Origin of the sequence: Streptomyces spinosisporus (genome assembly GCF_022698145.1) — a bacterium.
Taxonomy (GTDB): domain Bacteria; phylum Actinomycetota; class Actinomycetes; order Streptomycetales; family Streptomycetaceae; genus Streptomyces; species Streptomyces spinosisporus.
The window spans coordinates 956,772-972,655 of record NZ_JALDAX010000001.1 but is presented as its reverse complement, the minus strand read 5'-3'; the positions used below and the strand labels follow the sequence as shown (position 1 = coordinate 972,655).

At 69.9% G+C, this 15,884-nt stretch carries 16 protein-coding genes; 7 read left to right on the top strand and 9 right to left on the bottom strand.

Features of this window, described 5'->3' with window-relative positions:
• Nucleotides 1–33: 33 nt before the first annotated feature.
• The 8 genes from MQN93_RS04210 to MQN93_RS04175 all read right to left on the bottom strand — a co-directional run bounded on the left by MQN93_RS04210 (nucleotide 34) and on the right by MQN93_RS04175 (nucleotide 8,102).
• Nucleotides 34–1,338 carry an ABC transporter substrate-binding protein gene (locus MQN93_RS04210; protein WP_242708342.1) on the bottom strand — a complete coding sequence of 435 codons (1,305 nt, stop codon included), beginning with the start codon at nucleotides 1,336–1,338 and terminating at the stop codon, nucleotides 34–36.
• A gap of 35 nt (nucleotides 1,339–1,373) precedes the next feature.
• Nucleotides 1,374–2,141 (bottom strand): dienelactone hydrolase family protein, encoded by a 768-nt coding sequence (locus tag MQN93_RS04205; protein ID WP_242708341.1) that lies wholly within the window; start codon nucleotides 2,139–2,141, stop codon nucleotides 1,374–1,376.
• Nucleotides 2,142–2,168: 27 nt separating this feature from the next.
• A complete protein-coding gene (locus tag MQN93_RS04200) occupies nucleotides 2,169–3,617 on the bottom strand; it encodes an MFS transporter (protein WP_242708340.1) in 1,449 nt (482 codons plus the stop codon).
• 153 nt (nucleotides 3,618–3,770) lie between these two features.
• Entirely contained in the window at nucleotides 3,771–4,202 is a 432-nt protein-coding gene (locus MQN93_RS04195; RefSeq protein WP_242708339.1) for a GlcG/HbpS family heme-binding protein, read from the bottom strand.
• Nucleotides 4,199–5,683, bottom strand: coding sequence for an MDR family MFS transporter (locus tag MQN93_RS04190; protein ID WP_242708338.1), 1,485 nt, complete (start codon nucleotides 5,681–5,683; stop codon nucleotides 4,199–4,201). Before MQN93_RS04190 ends, MQN93_RS04195 begins: the two co-directional genes overlap by 4 nt.
• On the bottom strand, nucleotides 5,680–6,264 hold the full coding sequence (locus MQN93_RS04185) for an NADPH-dependent FMN reductase (RefSeq protein WP_242708337.1): 585 nt from the start codon (nucleotides 6,262–6,264) through the stop codon (nucleotides 5,680–5,682). The genes MQN93_RS04190 and MQN93_RS04185 overlap by 4 nt, the downstream gene beginning before the upstream one ends.
• Nucleotides 6,265–6,280: 16 nt before the next feature.
• Complete coding sequence (locus tag MQN93_RS44170; protein ID WP_242708336.1) at nucleotides 6,281–7,219, bottom strand: fumarylacetoacetate hydrolase family protein; 939 nt, start codon at nucleotides 7,217–7,219, stop codon at nucleotides 6,281–6,283.
• Between the two features lie 31 nt (nucleotides 7,220–7,250).
• A complete protein-coding gene (locus MQN93_RS04175; RefSeq protein WP_242708335.1) occupies nucleotides 7,251–8,102 on the bottom strand; it encodes a hypothetical protein in 852 nt (283 codons plus the stop codon).
• A 211-nt stretch (nucleotides 8,103–8,313) separates the two neighbouring features.
• On the opposite strand from MQN93_RS04175, the gene MQN93_RS04170 reads away from it, so the two are divergent.
• From MQN93_RS04170 to MQN93_RS04155, 4 genes are all read left to right on the top strand, one after another.
• Nucleotides 8,314–9,150 carry a FadR/GntR family transcriptional regulator gene (locus tag MQN93_RS04170; RefSeq protein WP_016431462.1) on the top strand — a complete coding sequence of 279 codons (837 nt, stop codon included), beginning with the start codon at nucleotides 8,314–8,316 and terminating at the stop codon, nucleotides 9,148–9,150.
• A 139-nt stretch (nucleotides 9,151–9,289) separates the two neighbouring features.
• The gene (locus MQN93_RS04165) at nucleotides 9,290–9,802 is read left to right on the top strand and encodes a hypothetical protein (protein WP_016431463.1); all 513 of its coding nucleotides are present in this window, start codon (nucleotides 9,290–9,292) and stop codon (nucleotides 9,800–9,802) included.
• A 122-nt stretch (nucleotides 9,803–9,924) separates the two neighbouring features.
• Nucleotides 9,925–11,148, top strand: a complete 1,224-nt coding sequence (locus MQN93_RS04160; RefSeq protein WP_242708334.1) for a sensor histidine kinase — start codon at nucleotides 9,925–9,927, stop codon at nucleotides 11,146–11,148.
• Nucleotides 11,145–11,855: a response regulator gene (locus tag MQN93_RS04155; protein ID WP_242708333.1), complete on the top strand. Its 711-nt coding sequence runs from the start codon at nucleotides 11,145–11,147 to the stop codon at nucleotides 11,853–11,855. The genes MQN93_RS04160 and MQN93_RS04155 overlap by 4 nt, the downstream gene beginning before the upstream one ends.
• Nucleotides 11,856–11,888: 33 nt before the next feature.
• Here the strand turns inward: MQN93_RS04155 and MQN93_RS04150 are convergent, their stop codons facing one another.
• The gene (locus MQN93_RS04150) at nucleotides 11,889–12,791 is read right to left on the bottom strand and encodes a LysR family transcriptional regulator (RefSeq protein WP_242708332.1); all 903 of its coding nucleotides are present in this window, start codon (nucleotides 12,789–12,791) and stop codon (nucleotides 11,889–11,891) included.
• Between the two features lie 116 nt (nucleotides 12,792–12,907).
• Between MQN93_RS04150 and MQN93_RS04145 the strand changes: the two genes are divergently transcribed.
• The 3 genes from MQN93_RS04145 to MQN93_RS04135 all read left to right on the top strand — a co-directional run bounded on the left by MQN93_RS04145 (nucleotide 12,908) and on the right by MQN93_RS04135 (nucleotide 15,858).
• On the top strand, nucleotides 12,908–13,786 hold the full coding sequence (locus tag MQN93_RS04145; protein ID WP_242708331.1) for a dioxygenase family protein: 879 nt from the start codon (nucleotides 12,908–12,910) through the stop codon (nucleotides 13,784–13,786).
• 53 nt (nucleotides 13,787–13,839) lie between these two features.
• Nucleotides 13,840–14,814, top strand: coding sequence for a quinone oxidoreductase family protein (locus MQN93_RS04140; RefSeq protein ID WP_242708330.1), 975 nt, complete (start codon nucleotides 13,840–13,842; stop codon nucleotides 14,812–14,814).
• Between the two features lie 72 nt (nucleotides 14,815–14,886).
• On the top strand, nucleotides 14,887–15,858 hold the full coding sequence (locus tag MQN93_RS04135) for an MBL fold metallo-hydrolase (protein WP_242708329.1): 972 nt from the start codon (nucleotides 14,887–14,889) through the stop codon (nucleotides 15,856–15,858).
• Nucleotides 15,859–15,884 lie beyond the last annotated feature (26 nt).

Sequence of the window (15,884 nt, the reverse complement as noted above, 5' to 3'; positions counted from 1 at the left end):
GCCCGTCCGACAAGGGAGTTGCCGGGCAGGCCGTCAGGATCTCCAGGCGGCCTGAGCGGTGCGCAGTGCGGTGAGGGGGCTTTGCCTGCCGTCCACGGCCAGGGCGAGTTGCTCGACCAGATGCCGGAGGTTGTCCGGGTCGGCGGGCCCCTTCGGCCAGACCAGGGGTGTGGCGTCGAGTCCGGCCCTGATGAGGGGGTAGGCGTCCGGTGTGGATCCGGCGTACGTCGGCGAGTGCAGCACGCTGCTGCGGTTCGGGTCGATCGCGCTGTTCGGCTGGGTGGTCTGCAGGAGCATGTGCGTGCGACTGGTTGCCCACTCGAGGTAGGTCAGGGCCGCCGCCCTGTGCTGCGAGGCCGCCGAGACGCCGAGGCCGTATCCGCCGTTGAGCGGCGTACGCCGCTTCCGGTTGCCGCCGCCCAGCGGAAGCGATGTGACTCCCCATTTGCCGGCGATCTTCGACAGGCTGGGGTCGTCGGCGCGCCGGGCGATGCCGGTCCAGTTCTCGATGAGGGCGACCCGGCCCGCCAGGAAGGCACTGGTGGCGGTGTCGAAGCCCGTTTCGGTGGGAGTGGGCAGCGCGTAGGGCGCGATGTCCACCAGATGCCGGGCTGCTGCTACGGCCGCCGGTGTCGTGAGGGTCGGTCGGCCGTGCCCGTCGACGAGGTCTCCGCCATAGCCGTTGAGGCGGTTGATGAAGGCACAGCCGAGCACCATGGGGTCGGGCTGTCCCTGCACCACGGCCCCGTAGTGGTCACCGCCGCCCTTCTGCGTGATCCGTCTCGCGACCGCGTCGTAGGCGTCCCAGGTCGTGGGCGGCTGCAGACCGTACGCATCGAGCAGTTCGGAGTTGTAGAAGATCAACTGCTGGTCGCCGTCGTAGGGCAGGCCGTACCGCCGTCCTCGGTACTGGGTGTACGCGTCGTACGTCGACGGCAGGAAATCTCGGGTGTGCAGGCTTGTGCGGCTCGCCGTCCAGTGCGTCAGATCGACCAGGGCGCCGGCGTGGGCGATGGCTCCCAGCCCGTAGTAGTAGTAATCGAAGAGGTCGAACTCGGCCGCGCCGCTGTGCACATCGTCGATGATCCGGTCGGTCAACCGGGTGTAGTCGACGGCCGACGCCTCAAGAACGCCTCCGGTGGCCTGGTTCCAGGCCGGCGCCAAGTACGTGGTGTAGATGGGCAGATGGGGGGTGTTGACGAGTACCTTGAGGGTGACGCCGGCCGCCGATGACGGGCGGGTGAAGGCCGGGAGGGCGGCCCCCGCAAGCGCCAGGCCTGTGCCGCGCAGCATGGCCCGGCGGGATGTCGATCGCCGGGGAGAACGTGCTGAGTGCATCCCAACTCCTTGGCTGGTCCTACGTGTTCACCGCATCATGGGCGTGCCGCGCGCCCCAGGAGATCGAGGAGAGCCGCCCAGTGCCGCTCGTCCGCGTCCTTGTCGTAGGCGTCGGTGTCGGCTTGTGTGAAGCCGTGCCGAACGCCCGCATAGACCTCGCTCCGATGGCGGACGCCACTGTCGGCCAGGGCGTTCTCGAGCCGGCGGATCTGATCCGGTGGCAGGGACGGATCGTTGTCGGCATGTCCGAAGTAGAGCCTGGCCGTGATCCGCGGGATGACCAGATGAGGGCTGTCCGGCTCCTCCGTCGCCAGTCGTCCGCCGTGAAAACCCGCGGCCGACTCGACTCGTTCCGGATAGGTGCCGGCCGTCAGGAGCGCCAGCCGCGCTCCGACGCAGTATCCGACCAGTGCCACGCTCTCCGCGCCGACACCTGAGTTGGGACCCGTCAGCCAGTCCAGATAAGTACCGGCGTCCCGCATCGCGAGAACCGGTGTGAGGCTCCGCAACACCGGTCTGAGGGTGCGCCACAGCGCGCCCCGGCTCTCCTCGTCGATGCGCTCGGGCAGCGGGACGACCGGAGCGCGGCCATGCCGGTAGTGGAGATTGGGGACCAGAACGGTGCGGCCGGTCTCGTGTGCCAGACGGTCGGCCGCGGACCTCACATGCGGTCGCGGTCCGAAGGCATCCGTGAACACCAGGACGGCCGACCGACCCGTGGTGGTCGCGGGCTGGGCGAGGTAGGCGTCGGCGGTGCCGTCCTCGGTGGGGATGTCCACCGTCGTTCCCCGGACAGACGTCATGAGGGCGCTCCTTTCTGCTCCGGCAGTTCAGGCGGCCGGTTCAGCGGCCGGTTCAGGCCGTCGTCGAAGGGTGAGACCGGGCAGTGCGACGACGAAGGCGACGGCGGCGAGACCGGCGGCGCACAGCAACCCGGTGCGGGCCGCGGAGAAGAAGTCCCCGTGGGTGTTGAGGAGTTGACTGAAGTAGAACGAGCCGGCAAGAGCGGTGCCCAAGGAGGTGCCGATCTTCATCCCGGTCTGATAGACCCCGGCCGCGGTGCTTCCCTCACGACGTGGCACGAGGTGCAGGGCGAGGGTCTGGTTGGCGGCGATCACGAGTCCGGCTCCGCAGCCCGCCACGAGAAGGGGCACCGCCATGAGAGCCACCATGTTGTCCCCGGGGCGGGCGCCGCCCGCCACGAACGCCGTGACGCCCAGACCGATGGCCGTCAGTGCGGTGCCGAGGATGACCAGCAGACGCCCGGCGCGGTGCACGAGCCGGCCACCGACGATCCCGCACACCGCGGAGCCGACCGTGAACAGCACGGTGCACAGGGATGCCTTGAACGGCGAGTAGTGCATGCCCTGCTGCAGGAACTGGGCGAGAACGATGAAGATGCCGGTGAAGCCGCCGTACAGGGCTCCGGCCACGATCACCGCCACCCAGTAGGTGCGTTCGCGGAAGAGGTTCATGTCGACCAGCGGTCGGCCCGCTCGGCGGACGACCGACCGCTCCCACCCGACGAAAGCCGCCAGGAGCAGACAGCCGACCGGGGTGAGCCACCAACGCCGGTCCGCCCATGCTCCGGTCTGCAGCAGCGGCAGCATCACGGACGCCACGCCGAGTCCGAGCACGAGAGCGCCGACGAGGTCCAGGCTGCCGGCGCGCTCCGACCGACGGCTCTTCGGCAGAAGTCGTAGCGCGAGCGGCACGACGGCGAGGTCGAAGGGGATGAACAGGAGAAAGACCCAGCGCCAGCCGTCCGCCGCTGCGAACCTCTGCAGGATGGCGCCGCCCCACAGCGGGCCGATCGCCGTCGAAAGGCTGACGGCCGCACCGTAGTAGCCGAAGGCGCGTCCGCGTGCACGCGGCGGGTACATCTGGTGGAGCATGCCGACCACCTGCGGTGCGATGAGTCCGGCCGATATGCCGCGCGCGAGTCGGGCTGCCACCAGCCATGTCGCGTCGGGTGCGAACGCGCAGAACACGCCGGTCACGGTGAAGAACACCATGCCGATGACGAAGACACGGCGACGGCCGAACTCGTCTCCCACACGTCCGCTCGGTATCAGGGCGAGTCCGAACGTCAGGGTGTAGCCGGCGACCGACCAGGTCGCCTGCTCCGAGGACATGGACAGGTGCCGTTCCATGGAGGGGAGGGCCACGGTCACGATGCTCACGTCGAGCAGGGTCAGGAATGCCGCGGCGATGCAGACGGCCAGGGCCTGGGCGCGGCGCCGGTCGGTGAGCTGCGTGGGCTCCCCGGGACGTCTCACGGTCCCGGAACTGTCGTGTGCTGCGCTGAGGTCTTCCGGCGTCTTTGCCATGGCCTGCCTCTGTTTCCCATCGGCTGTCGGTACGGAGAGGTCGGTGCGGTGGCGCGACTTCTGCCGCGTCCTGCACGGGAGTTCGCCCGGAAACGGCTCGGCTCAGCCCGCGTCGGCCACGAGTCCGGACTTCTCGACCCCGAAGACGGCGACGGCCTCGTCGTTGTCGGGCCGGTCCCCGCTCACACCGATCGAGCCGAGGAGTTCACCGTCCTCGGACCGGATCAGCGCGCCGCCCTTCGAGGAAGCGACACGTCCGTCGGAGATCGCGGCCAGTGCGGCGAAGAAGGCGGGGTCCCGGGTGGCGTGGCGGGCTCCCGCGGCGCCGCCCTGTCCGGTGCCGAGGCAGCCCCACGCCTTGGCATGGGCGATCTGTGGACGCAGGATGCCGGCGTTCTCCTGCCGCTTCACCACGAGCGGATGACCGCCCGGGTCGAGAACGGTGATGGTCAGCGGCCGCAGTCCCAGTTCGAGGGCGTGGCCGAGTGCCGCGTCGACGATCTCGGAGGCCTTGGCCAGGGTCAGTGCGCTCATTGCCTGTGGTCCTTGTCCGTGTCGGGGGTGGGTCGTCGGGGTGGGATCGTGTCCGCCGCGTCGCTGTCGCTGATGCGCGTGGCCGCGTGAACGGCCGGCAGATTGACGGCGGCGAGGGTGAGGAAGGCGGCGCGGTAGGCGGAGGGGCCCGGCAACCGGTCGGCGCCCGCCGTCGTCAACACGGTGGTGGCGAGGGCGACTCCGGCTGCTCCGCCGAGCCTGCGCCCCACGTTGAACAGGGTCGCGGCGCGGCCGGAGGAGGCACGGGAGACGGTGGCGAACGAGGCCGACTGTGTGCCCACGAAGACCTGACCGACCGCCAGTCCCATGCAGAACAGCAGAGGTGTCACGAGCCACAGGCCGGGATTGGCCGGCAGAACCAGTGCCATCGCCGCGATGGCGGCGCTGGTCCCGCCCGTGCCCACGATCAGGTGACGGCGCGGGCGGAGTGTGCGGTAGAGCAGGCGGCCGGCGAGCTGGGAGCCGGTGACGACGCCGAGGGCCTCGGGGAAGGTGGTCAGTCCCGCGGTCAGCGGGCTCATCCCCCGTTCGTCCTGGAGATAGAGAGTGACGGTGAACAGGGCGCCCAGGAAGGTGACCGACACCACGCCCATGACGGTGGTGCCGGAGGCGAAGAGGCGATCGCGCAGCAGGCGTACGTCGATCATCGGGGCGCGGGCCCGCAGTTCGTGTACGCACAGCGCGAGGAGAAGTACGGCTCCTGCGGCGAGGGATGCGACGACCGTGCCGGAGGCCCAGCCGCCTCGGGGTCCTTCGCAGACGCCGTACATGAGCAGCCCGAAGCCGGATGCGGCCAGGAGGAATCCACCGACGTCGAAGTGCTCGGCGGCCTCGGCAGGTTGGTCGGCCAGGCACAGCACGCCGAACACGACGGCGAGGACACCGACGGGGACGTTGACGTAGAAGATCGCCCGCCATGACACCTGTGTGACCAGGATGCCGCCGAGGACCGGGCCCATCGTCGGGGCCAGTCCGTTGGCGATGCCGAGGACCGCCGAGGCGCGCACTCGTTCGTGCGGTGCGAAGGCCCGTAGCAGCATGGCCATGCCGACCGAGGCGAGCATGCCTCCGCCCGCGCCTTGCAGCACCCGGAAGGCGACCAGTTGGCCGAGGCTGCCGGCCGTGCCGCACAGTGCCGAGCCGCCGGTGAAGACCGCGACCGCCGTCAGCAGGGTGCGCTTGCCGCCGAACCGGTCGCCCAGCCATCCCGAGACCGGGACGGAGACGGCCAGGCTCACCAGGTAGGAGATGGAGACGGTGTCGACGTCCGTGGAGGGGACCTGGAACGCGCGCCCGATGGTGGGCAGGGCGACATTCACGATCGTCATGTCGAGCGTGCTCAGGAACAGCCCGGCCACGTACACGACGCACACGGCCGCCTTCTGGTCGACGGCGAACCGCGGGCCGCCCCGGCCCTTCTCGTCGTCCTCGGCGGGCGCGGTGGCCGGGTGCGCGCTCATCCGGCCGCGGAGGTGGTGGTCCGGGCCGCCGGCCCGGTGGTGGCGAGCCGCAGGAGGTCGTCGAGAACGCGGTGGGCGTCCCCTTCGAGTCCGGACGCGGCGTGGAACCGGCCGTCGGTGAACGAGCGGCGGATGAAGGGCACATGCACGGCCTGCGCCAGCGGCACCATCTCCAGGGCGGTGACGACGGGGATCAGGGCCTGCACGGCCCGGGCGCCGGCGGCGACGCCGCCGTATCCGACGAAGGCCACCGGTTTGCCCGCCCATTCCCGGGCCAGGTAGTCGAGGGCGTTCTTGGTGGCCGCGTTGTAGCTGTGGTTGTACTCGGGAACGACGAACAGGTAGGCGTCCGCCGCGCTGACGATCTCACTCCAGCGGCGGGTGTGCTCGTGTTCGTAGCGGCCCGAGCGGGGCGGGTGCGGTTCGTCGAGCAGCGGCAGTCCGACGTCGGCCAGGTCGACGAGCCGCACGTCGAAACCCGCACGGGACACGGCCAGTGTGTGAATCCACCGGGCGACGGCCGGGCCGCGCCGCCCGGGCCTGGTACTGCCGATGATGATGTGAAGTCGGCACTGGGACATGGCGGATCTCCGTTGCTCAGTCGTCCGGGACGACCGTGTTCTCGATGACGCCGAGGCCTTGCACTTCGCCGCGGACCACGTCTTTGGGCTTGACGGTGCCGTGGCCGGCGGGGGTGCCGGTGGAGAGCAGGTCCCCGGGCGAGAGGGTGAGTGCCGCGGTCAGCCAGGTCAGTTGTTCCGGAATGGAGCGGTACATGTCGGACGTGCTGCCGTCCTGGCGGACGCTGCCGTTGACCCACTGGCGGATGTACAGGTCGTGCGGGTCGGGCACCTCGTCGGCGCTGACGAACCAGGGGCCCGTGATGCCGTAGCTGTCGAAGCCCTTGCCACGGTCCATACGTCCGTTGTCGAGATCGGAGACGTCCCGTGAGCCGACGTCGCAGAAGCCGAGGTAACCGGCCACGGCCGTCATGGCGTTGCCCGTGTCGAGGAAGCGGCACCGCCGGCCGATGACGACCGCCAGCTCCATCTCCGGATCGACGCTCTGACTGATCGCGGGGTGCCGCAGGTCGTCGTGCGGCCCCACGATGGCGGACGGCGCCTTGAGACAGCCCTGCATGCCGCGCGGGCGCGGTGGTGCCTCGCCCGACGCGCGCGGGCCGCGGGGGTAGTTCGCCAGCATGCACCAGACCGTGGTGGGCGTGCCGACGGGTGAGCCGAGCAGTCGGGGCCTGTCGTCCCACAGGCACTCCTCGTCGAGTACGCCGGTGTCGCTGTGGGCCACGGCCCAGTCGTGCAGGCGGCGAGCGGTGTCGAGGGTCGGTTCCGCGCGAAGCAGCGTGCGCAGGTCCCCGGACAGGGCGCGGGCTGAGCGGGCGAGGGCGTCGTCGCGGTGCACGCCCTTGCTCTCCAGTCGTCGTACGTAAGCGGCTTGGAGGTCGATCAGCTGGTGCGGAATCACGTCGGCGAAGCAGAGCCGGTCGCCCAGAGGTGTCCGCCGCGAGGCGATTTTCACGGTGGTGGGGGTGCTTTCGGTGCGGGCGGGCTCAGCCGTTGTCGGCGTCCTTGGGGTTCTCGAACCGGATGCCGCCGTCGGTGACGACGGTGACGAACTTGTCGTCGTCCGGCTCGACCGGGGGCTGGACCGGCGGCAGCGCGACGTTGAAGAGCACGATCTCGTCGGCGGCGGTGAACCGGGCCTTCTCGCCGGGATCGACCTCCACGGCGGCCAGTTCACCGACCTCGGTGCCCTCCACGGTGCCGTGGCCGGCGAGCACCACCGTGAGGATCTTGGCGGTGTCGTCCCCCGAGACCCATTCCGCGCCCGCCTCGATCTTGACGTACTCGATCCGGAACTGCCGCTCGGTGTACGTCCCGATGCTGCGGCGCTTGACGCCGGGCCACCCCGGCACGGGCAGCCAGTTGAAGTGCTCGGGATTGCTGATGATCACCCCGTTGTAGCGGGGCTTGGGGAACCTCTGCTCCCGGCGGGCGCGGCGTTCGGCCTGCGCCTCCTTGTTGTCCGGTCCACGGCCGCGCCCGGCGCCCATACCGAGCGCCGACGCTCCGCCGAACTGCAGCACGAGCTGGAGCTGCCGGGGGTCGCCGAGCTTGTCGTCCTGGGGGCCGTAGGTCTGGCCCTCGGGGAAGTAGCCCACCTCGCCCTCGCGCAGAATGCCCTGCTCCCCGAGGTTCATGTCGCCGACCAGCGGCAGCCTGATCTGCTCGAAGGTGTGGCAGTGCCGGGGCATGTAGAAGTCCGCCTCCTGGCGCCCCAGGATGTAGCGGTAGTTCTCCAGCGGCTTGGACCGGTCCCCCATCAACAGATAGTTGAACGAGACCGTCCCCCTGGGGTGGTCCATCTTGAACGCGTTCTCGTCGAACGGCGCGATCTTCATGGCGTTCCTCCCTTGCTGATGTCTCACTCAACCGAAACCTACCTAGTAGGTTCGGGTCAACGAGACCGCACGCGTCTCATCAAGAATTAAAGAAAGCCGAGGGCAGGGCGGCGCAGGAGATGCTCTTGCCTCAAGCTACCAAGTAGGTTAATTTGCGAGGGTTTCTTACACATGTTCCGGGCGTCGGACGTCCGGCAGATCGGGGAGTGAGATGTCCGTGCCCCAGACGCCCGCAAAGATCTATCGCGGCCGGGTGGCCGACCAGATCGTCGAGGACCTGCGCGGCCAGATCCTCAGCGGATCCCTGCCGGACGGTTCCCGACTCCCCTCCGAGCGGGAGCTGGCCGCGTACTACGACGTGAGCGGGCCCACGGTCAGGGAGGCCGTGCGGGTCCTGACCGCCATGGGCCTCGTCAACACGCGCAACGGCAGTCGCGCGACCGTGACCGCACAGGGGGACACGTTGCTGGCGATGTCCATCGCGTCCGTCGTGCAGGTGGAACGGGTCGGCGCTCGCGAAGTGCTCGGTCTGCTCGGTGCGTTGAACGCCTACGCCGCGGAGCTCGCGGCGGAGCACGCGACCGAGGACGAGGTCGGCCGGCTGCGCACCGCCGCTCAGAACGTCTCCGAAGCCGAGGGCGCCGAAGAGTGCGCCGCGGCCCTGCGGGACTTCTTCTTCACCCTCTCCGAGATCTCCGGCAACCCCCTGCTCGCCGCTCTGTGCCGCTTCCTCACCGAGACGCAGATCGGTCTGGCCCTCAAGCTCTCCGGTGGCGACGGCGGCGACTTCGGCCGGGTCGCACGCCCCTTGCACGCCCAGCGCATGCGCATCGTGGCCGCCGTGGCGGCCAAGGACCCGCGCCAGGCGGCGGCAGTCGTCCAGGAGTACCACCGCGAAGCCCTCACCCGTATCGCCGAGGTCCGCGGCACCGGCCAGGAGACGGCTCCCCTGTCCGAGACCGGCCTGACCGAGGCGCTCACCGGCTGGCTGCGTGCGAACGTCGTGCTCGGCGGGCAGGTCTCCCCCTCCAGGAACTCCCTGTCCTGACCGCCGCCGGGGTGACGTCGCGCCGACCGTGCTGTCCGACGCCGAAGGCCCCCTCAACCCGTGGGTCGACGACAGCGTCAACCCCTAGGTCGGCTCGTGGGCCGACGATGTCTTCGGTCCGTTTCGACAGCATCGGATCATGACAACGACCGACTACCTCATCTCCGCCGTACTGGTCCTCCTGGTCATTCCGCAGATCCGCGGAACCCGCCAGACCCTGCGCAACGCACTGCTGCCCGTGGTGGCCGTCGCCGCGGCGGCCGCGTACTACCTGAAGTCCTTTCCGACGGAGGGCAACGACGTCCGGCTCGACCTCGTCGGGGTGGTCGTCGGCGCGGCCCTGGGACTTGCCTGCGGTGCCACCACACGGCTGAGCCGTGACACGGACGGAGTCCCTCTGGCCAAGGCAGGGGGTGTCGCGGCGGCGCTGTGGATCGCGGGCATGGCGTCCCGGGCCGGGTTCGAGATCTGGGCCACGCACAGCGGTGCGACGACCGTCGCGCAGTTCAGCCGGGACAACCTGATCACCGGTGCGGCGGCCTGGACCGCGGCGCTGCTGCTGATGGCGCTCGCCCAGGTCCTCGCCCGACTCGCCGTGATCCGCGTCAAGGCCCGCCGATTCAACGCCGTGGCGACACCGGTTCGAGCCTGAACCTGATGGCGTCACCGCTCGCCCATCGCCCGAAAGACCACGCCTCTCCCCCTGCCGGCCGTCCCAGGACGGCGCGCAGGGGTGACGCGCTCCGCATGGGGCGCGTCTCTATCCTGCAGACCATGGACGACATCCCGGACGGCGCATCCGAGGCGGTCAGCCCCCGGGTGGCCGCCGCACTGGACGCGGTCCGTGCACGGCGGACGCGCCGCGGCAGGCACCTCGGGCCGGTGCTGTGGGGCATTCTCGTCGCCGTCGCCGTGCAGTCCTTCGCGCACCATCCCGGACCCGGAACGCACGGCGTGGAGCTGGCGGTCACCCTGACCCTGACCGGCTGCCTGCTTCCGCTGGCCGCTGTCGCCGCCGGCCTGTGGCCGGTTGTCTCGCGCATGGCCTGCACCGTCTTCTGTCTGCTGGTCAGCGGCTTCGGTCTCGCTCTGGGTGCGCTCCAGTCCGGTTCCGTGTCCGTACTGCCGCTGTCGGTCGCCGTGCTGACCGCCTTCCTCGTGCTGAGCCGACGACAGGCTGCCGCTCTGGTCAGCGTCGTCCTGAGCGGTCTGCTGGTGGCAGCGGCCGCAGGGGCGGACGGCAGCGTGGGCACCCTCTTGAGCCAGTTGCTGTTCTGCGCGGTTCTCGCGCTGATGGCCCTCAGCGTGCGGCAGGCCGGCGACAACGAGGAGCGCGCCGAACTCCTGCTCGCGCAACTGGAGGACGCGCGTGAGGCGGAAGCGGAGGCAGCCGCTCTGGCCGAGCGCACCCGTATCGCGCAGGACCTGCATGACGTGCTGGCCCAGACCCTGTCCGGACTCGCCATCCAGATCCAGGCCGCTCGGCGCATGGTCCGGCGGGAGCCCAAGGGCGAGGAACTGCAGGAGGTACTGGACAGAGCGGGAAAACTCGCGAAGGAGGGACTGGGCGACGCGGCTCGCGCGGTGGGTGCGTTGCGCGGACACCAGTCCCCCACGCTGGAGCGCCTTCCCGAGCTCGTCGAGAGATACCGGGTGGACCTGGAGCTCGACGTCACGCTGTCCGTCACCGGTGCACCTCGATCCGTGCCCACCGCCATGGACCTCGCGCTGTATCGCGGCGCCCAGGAGGCACTGACGAACGCGGCTCGCTACGCGCGCGACGCACACGTCACCGTCACGCTGTGTTATGAGCAGGAGAGGACGGTGCTGGCCGTCGAGGACCAGCGCGACGTTCCCGGGCCGACACCGTCCCCGCTGGTCATGGGGTCCGGCCTCGGGCTGACCGGCATGTCCGAGCGTTTCCGGGAGGTCGGCGGCAGAGCGAGCGCGGGACCGACCCCGCACGGCTGGAGAGTGACGATGGAGATTCCCGCATGAGTGATGTCGACGCCACGAGCCCGGCCGGGCCGATCAGCGTGCTGGTGGTGGACGACCAGCAGGTCGTCCGCAGGGGACTCGTCCTGCTGATCGGGATGCTGGACGGCATCGAGGTGGCCGGGGCCGCCTGCGACGGCGCCGAGGCGGTCGAACTCGCCCTGAAGGTACGCCCGGACGTGATCCTGATGGACCTCGGCATGCCGGTGCTCGACGGCGTGCAGGCCACCGCGATGCTACGGGAGAAGCTCCCGGACAGTGCCGTGCTCGTGCTGACCACCTACGCCGACGACAGTTCCGTCTTCCCCGCGCTGCGAGCGGGAGCCCTCGGCTACCTGACCAAGGACGCGGACGACGATCAGGTGGAGGCGGCCATCCGGTCCGTCCATGCCGGGCGGACCTGGCTCGACCCGGTCGTCCAGGCGCGCCTGGCCTCGGCCGTCCGGTCCGGCGAGGTCGTACCCGCGAAGGCCTCCTGGGCAGAGGGACCGCCCGGGCCGGCGCTTCCGGACGGACTGACTCCGCGGGAGGCCGAGGTGCTCGTCCTCATCGCGCAAGGCCTGTCCAACCCGGAGATCTGCGACCAGCTGGTGGTCAGCCGGGCCACCGTGAAGACGCACATCAACCGCATCTTCGCCAAGATCGGCGCCGCCGACCGCGCCCAGGCCGTGGGCTACGCCTACCGCAACAACCTGCTCGCCGACGACTGACGCCCAGGCATTCAGCCGCGGTGTTCCGGGCATTCAGTCGTCGTCCACGGCCGTGACCGTCCCGGCCGCTTCGAGGATGGTCCTGGCCAGGGCAACTGCCGCCGGGGCCATGGGGAGTTGGGCGTTGCTGGCGAGCCGCAGCGTCCATGTGATCTCGGGTGTGACCGGCACGGCGAGCAGATCGGGGTAGCGGCGGGCGGGCGTGGCCGGCATGAGGGTGATGCCGAGCCGGTTGCGCACGAGCCCGGCCGCGGTGTCGTAGTCCGCCACCTCGTAGGGAGCGTACGGGGAGAGTCCGGCGAGGGAGAACGCCTCGTCCGTCTGGCGGCGGATGCCCCACCCCGCGGCGAACCTGACGAACGTTTCCTCGGCCAGGTCCACCAGCTGTACTTCACTGTGTCTGCCGAGGGGGTGGTCGGGCGGGCAGAGCATGACCAGCGCCTCGCTGGAGACCGGTCGGAGCGCGATCTGGGCCGGTGCCCGGGTGGCCGCGACGAGGGCGAGATCGAGCGCGCCTTCGGCGACGGCCGCGAGGTGCCCCGTGGTGCCGGCGACACTCTGCTGCAACCGGACCGCCACCAACGGGTGTTCGGCGTGGAAGGTGCCCAGCGCGGCGGGCAGGTCGAGCGCTCCGGAGGACATCAGCGTGCCCAGATCGACGGTGCCCGCGAGCTGTTCGCGGTAGGGGGCGACGGAGTTTCGCGCACGTCGTGCCGCGGCGAGGGTCCCACGAGCCTCGGCGAGGAAGGCGCTGCCCGCCGGGGTCAGCGTGACGCGGTGCCTCGATCGTTCCAACAGCCGGATGTCCAGCTCGCGTTCGAGTTTCGCGACGGCCGCGGACACGGCGGACTGCACGACATGGGCTCTCTCGGCACCCCGCGAGAAGCTGCGCTCCTCGGCAACGGCGACGAAGTACTCCAGCTGACGTAGCTCCATGGCCCCCATTATCTCCTACGGAGATAATGATCATCGAAATGATTCGTTGGACGAGATGAACCCTGCGGGGAGACGCTTCTGTCGGTCGCGGAACCCAACCACGAGGGAGTCGAGCGATGTCGATCGACCTGACGGAAGAAACCATCACCGCCGCTGTGCTGCAGACCTTCGACGGGTGTGCGGACGAACGCATGCGGAACATTTTCAAGGCGCTCGTCCAGCATCTGCACGACTTCACGCGTGAGGTCCGCCTGACCGGTGAGGAGTGGTTCACCGCGGTGGACTTCCTCGAACGGGTCGGCCGCATCAGCAGCCCGACACGTCAGGAGTTCGTACTGCTCTCGGACATCCTCGGGCTGAGTGTGCTCGTCGACCAGATCAACCACGGCAATGGCTCGGCCACCGACTCGACGCTGCTCGGCCCCTTCTTCGTGGAGGGCCGCCCCCGCGCCCGCAATGGCGCGGACATCTCGGGCGACGTCCCCGGGATGCCGCTCTTCTTCACCGGCACGGTCATCAACAGCCAGGGCGAACCGGTGGCGGGTGCGGCCGTGGACACCTGGCACAGCGACGGCGACGGCTACTACGACGTACAGCAGGCGGACAAGCTGCACGGCGAGCCCGCCATGCGGGCCCTGCTGACCACGGACGACGACGGCCGGTTCTGGTACCGCTCGATCGTGCCGCGCTACTACCCGGTGCCGACGGACGGGCCGTGCGGCGAGATCCTCCGGGCCGCCGACCGTTCCCCGATGCGGCCCGAGCACATCCACTTCTGGTTCCACGCCGAGAACCACGTACCCCTGGTCACGATGCTGTTCCGCGCCGACGACCCCTATCTGGAGCGGGACGCGGTGTTCGGAGCCAAGCGGTCGCTCGTCGCCGACTTCGTCCAGCACGAGGCCGGTGAGAAGGCGCCCGACGGCACCGTCATGACCGAGCCGTTCCAGACCGTCGAGTGGACCTTCGTCCTGCTGACCGCGGAAGACGGCTGACCGTCGGCCCCGCGGCACCCCGCCAACCCTCCTCCAACGTAAGGACATCCCGCGTGCGCGCGCTTCGTTTCCATCAGTTCGGCAGTCCCGAAGTCCTTGAGGTCGTCGACCTGCCGGACCCCACCGCCACCCAGGACAGCGCAGTCGTCGCCGTCCGGGCCGCCTCCGTCAATCCCTCCGACCTGAAGAACGTGATCGGCGTCATGGAGGGCACCGTGCTGCCCCGGGTGCCGGGTCGTGACTTCGCCGGCGTCGTCGTGGACGGCCCGCCGGAATGGCGCGGCGTGGAGGTCTGGGGCACCGGCGGCGACGTCGGCTTCACACTGGACGGCTCACACGCCGAGTGCATCCGGGTGCCGGTCTCCGCCCTCGCCCGCAAGCCGTCGCCGCTGAGCTTCGAGGAGGCCTCCGCGGTCGGGGTGAACTTCGTCGTCGGCTGGCTCGGTGCGGTCGAGCTGGCGGAGCTGGGCAAGGGCGAGACCGTCGCGGTCTTCGGCGTCTCGGGCGGCGTGGGCGGTGCCGTCGCCCAGATCGCCCGCACCCGCGGCGCCCGCGTGCTCGGTGTGGACCTGGCCCCTCCCGCGGACGGCACCCCGGCAGCGGAGATCATCGACGCGTTCGTCCCCTTCACCCACAACTCCGCCGAGGTGGCCGACGCCCTGCGGGCCCACACCGGCGGCCGGGGAGCCGAGGTCGTCTACGACGCGGTCGGCGGGGTCACCACGCCCGCGGCCCTCGCCTCCCTGGCCCAGTGCGGCCGGCTCGTGGTGATCAGCGCGGTCGGCACCCCCACGGTCGAGATCAACCTGCCGGACTTCTACCACCGGGAGGTCCGCATGCTCGGCGCGGACAGCCGCCGGCTCGACGTCACCGAGTCCGCCGCCCGCCTGAACCGACTGAACACCTACTTCGAACGTGAGGTGTTCCGGCCGCTGCCGGTCACGCACCGCTTCGGACTCGACGAGGGTCGTAAGGCCTACGCCGCGGTGGCGGACCGGGTGCAGGGCCGCGTCGTCATCGTCCCGTAGGACCGGCCGTTCGCAGGCCTCCTCTCAGGGCTCTTCACAGGCTTCTTCGCAGACTTCAAGGAAGGCAACCTCATGACACGCTGTGCCGGCGCTCGCATCACCGTGCTCGACGAGAACTTCGTCGACATCCTCCTGCCTTCGACGCCCCGGGTGCGCCGCTACAACATGGATCAGCACTTCAACTCGCGCTACGGCGAACTGCTCGCGGAGAACGGGCTCTGCTTCCTCGTGGAGACGTTCACCGAGGACGGTTCCACCACGATCCTGTTCGACGCCGGGCTGACCGCCGATGTCGTCCTGCACAACGCGCATCGCCTGGGAGTGGACCTGCACGAGGTGGAGGCGGTCGTCCTCAGCCACGGGCACCCCGACCACTTCGGCGGCATCAATGGCGTACTCGCGGCGATCGGTCACCCCACCCCGGTGTTCGCGCATCCGGACGCCTTCGACCCGAGGATGATCGTCAAGCCGCACACGACCCTGCCGATGATCAACATCGGGCTCACCCGGGAGGGCATCAGGGAAGCCGGCGGGCATCTGATCGAGGCCCGCGGATCCGTCCCCCTGGGGCCGGGTCTCCACACGTCGGGCGAGATGGAAACCGTCACCGACTTCGAGCACGAGGCTCCCCGCGGCCGTCTGTGCGTGCACGACGGCGGCCGTGTGGAGGCGGACGAGATCAACGACCACCAGGTCCTCGGTATCGACGTCGAGGGTCATGGGCTGATCGTCATCGATCCGTGCGGTCACCGCGGCGTGATCAGTTCCATCGAGCACATGCGCGGCCTCACCGGGACGGACACCCTGCACGGTGTGCTCGGCGGATTCCACACCGGGCACCCCGGCATCAGCGCCAACCGCATCGACAACACGGCGAAGGCCCTCGCGGCCTACGAGCCGGCGTTCGTCGCCCCCATGCACTGCAGCGGCTTCCCGATGAAGAAGGCGGTGGCGGACCTCCTGCCGGACGCCTTCGACATCTTCACCGCGGGGACCGTGATCAGCGTCGGTGACGTACCCGCCGACACCCGCACCTGGCGCTGACGACGCCGTGCGGGACAACAAGCAGA

What these genes read in the sequence shown, in the direction of transcription:
- MQN93_RS04185 (WP_242708337.1), bottom strand. Translation starts at nt 6,264, where the DNA reads ATGTCCCAGTGCCGACTTCACATCATCATCGGCAGTACCAGGCCCGGG.
- MQN93_RS04165 (WP_016431463.1), top strand. Translation starts at nt 9,290, where the DNA reads ATGACAACGACCGACTACCTCATCTCCGCCGTACTGGTCCTCCTGGTC.
- MQN93_RS04160 (WP_242708334.1), top strand. Translation starts at nt 9,925, where the DNA reads ATGGACGACATCCCGGACGGCGCATCCGAGGCGGTCAGCCCCCGGGTG.
- MQN93_RS04190 (WP_242708338.1), bottom strand. Translation starts at nt 5,683, where the DNA reads ATGAGCGCGCACCCGGCCACCGCGCCCGCCGAGGACGACGAGAAGGGC.
- MQN93_RS04170 (WP_016431462.1), top strand. Translation starts at nt 8,314, where the DNA reads ATGTCCGTGCCCCAGACGCCCGCAAAGATCTATCGCGGCCGGGTGGCC.
- MQN93_RS04155 (WP_242708333.1), top strand. Translation starts at nt 11,145, where the DNA reads ATGAGTGATGTCGACGCCACGAGCCCGGCCGGGCCGATCAGCGTGCTG.
- MQN93_RS04205 (WP_242708341.1), bottom strand. Translation starts at nt 2,141, where the DNA reads ATGACGTCTGTCCGGGGAACGACGGTGGACATCCCCACCGAGGACGGC.
- MQN93_RS04195 (WP_242708339.1), bottom strand. Translation starts at nt 4,202, where the DNA reads ATGAGCGCACTGACCCTGGCCAAGGCCTCCGAGATCGTCGACGCGGCA.
- MQN93_RS04210 (WP_242708342.1), bottom strand. Translation starts at nt 1,338, where the DNA reads ATGCACTCAGCACGTTCTCCCCGGCGATCGACATCCCGCCGGGCCATG.
- MQN93_RS04135 (WP_242708329.1), top strand. Translation starts at nt 14,887, where the DNA reads ATGACACGCTGTGCCGGCGCTCGCATCACCGTGCTCGACGAGAACTTC.
- MQN93_RS04145 (WP_242708331.1), top strand. Translation starts at nt 12,908, where the DNA reads ATGTCGATCGACCTGACGGAAGAAACCATCACCGCCGCTGTGCTGCAG.
- MQN93_RS04150 (WP_242708332.1), bottom strand. Translation starts at nt 12,791, where the DNA reads ATGGAGCTACGTCAGCTGGAGTACTTCGTCGCCGTTGCCGAGGAGCGC.
- MQN93_RS04175 (WP_242708335.1), bottom strand. Translation starts at nt 8,102, where the DNA reads ATGAAGATCGCGCCGTTCGACGAGAACGCGTTCAAGATGGACCACCCC.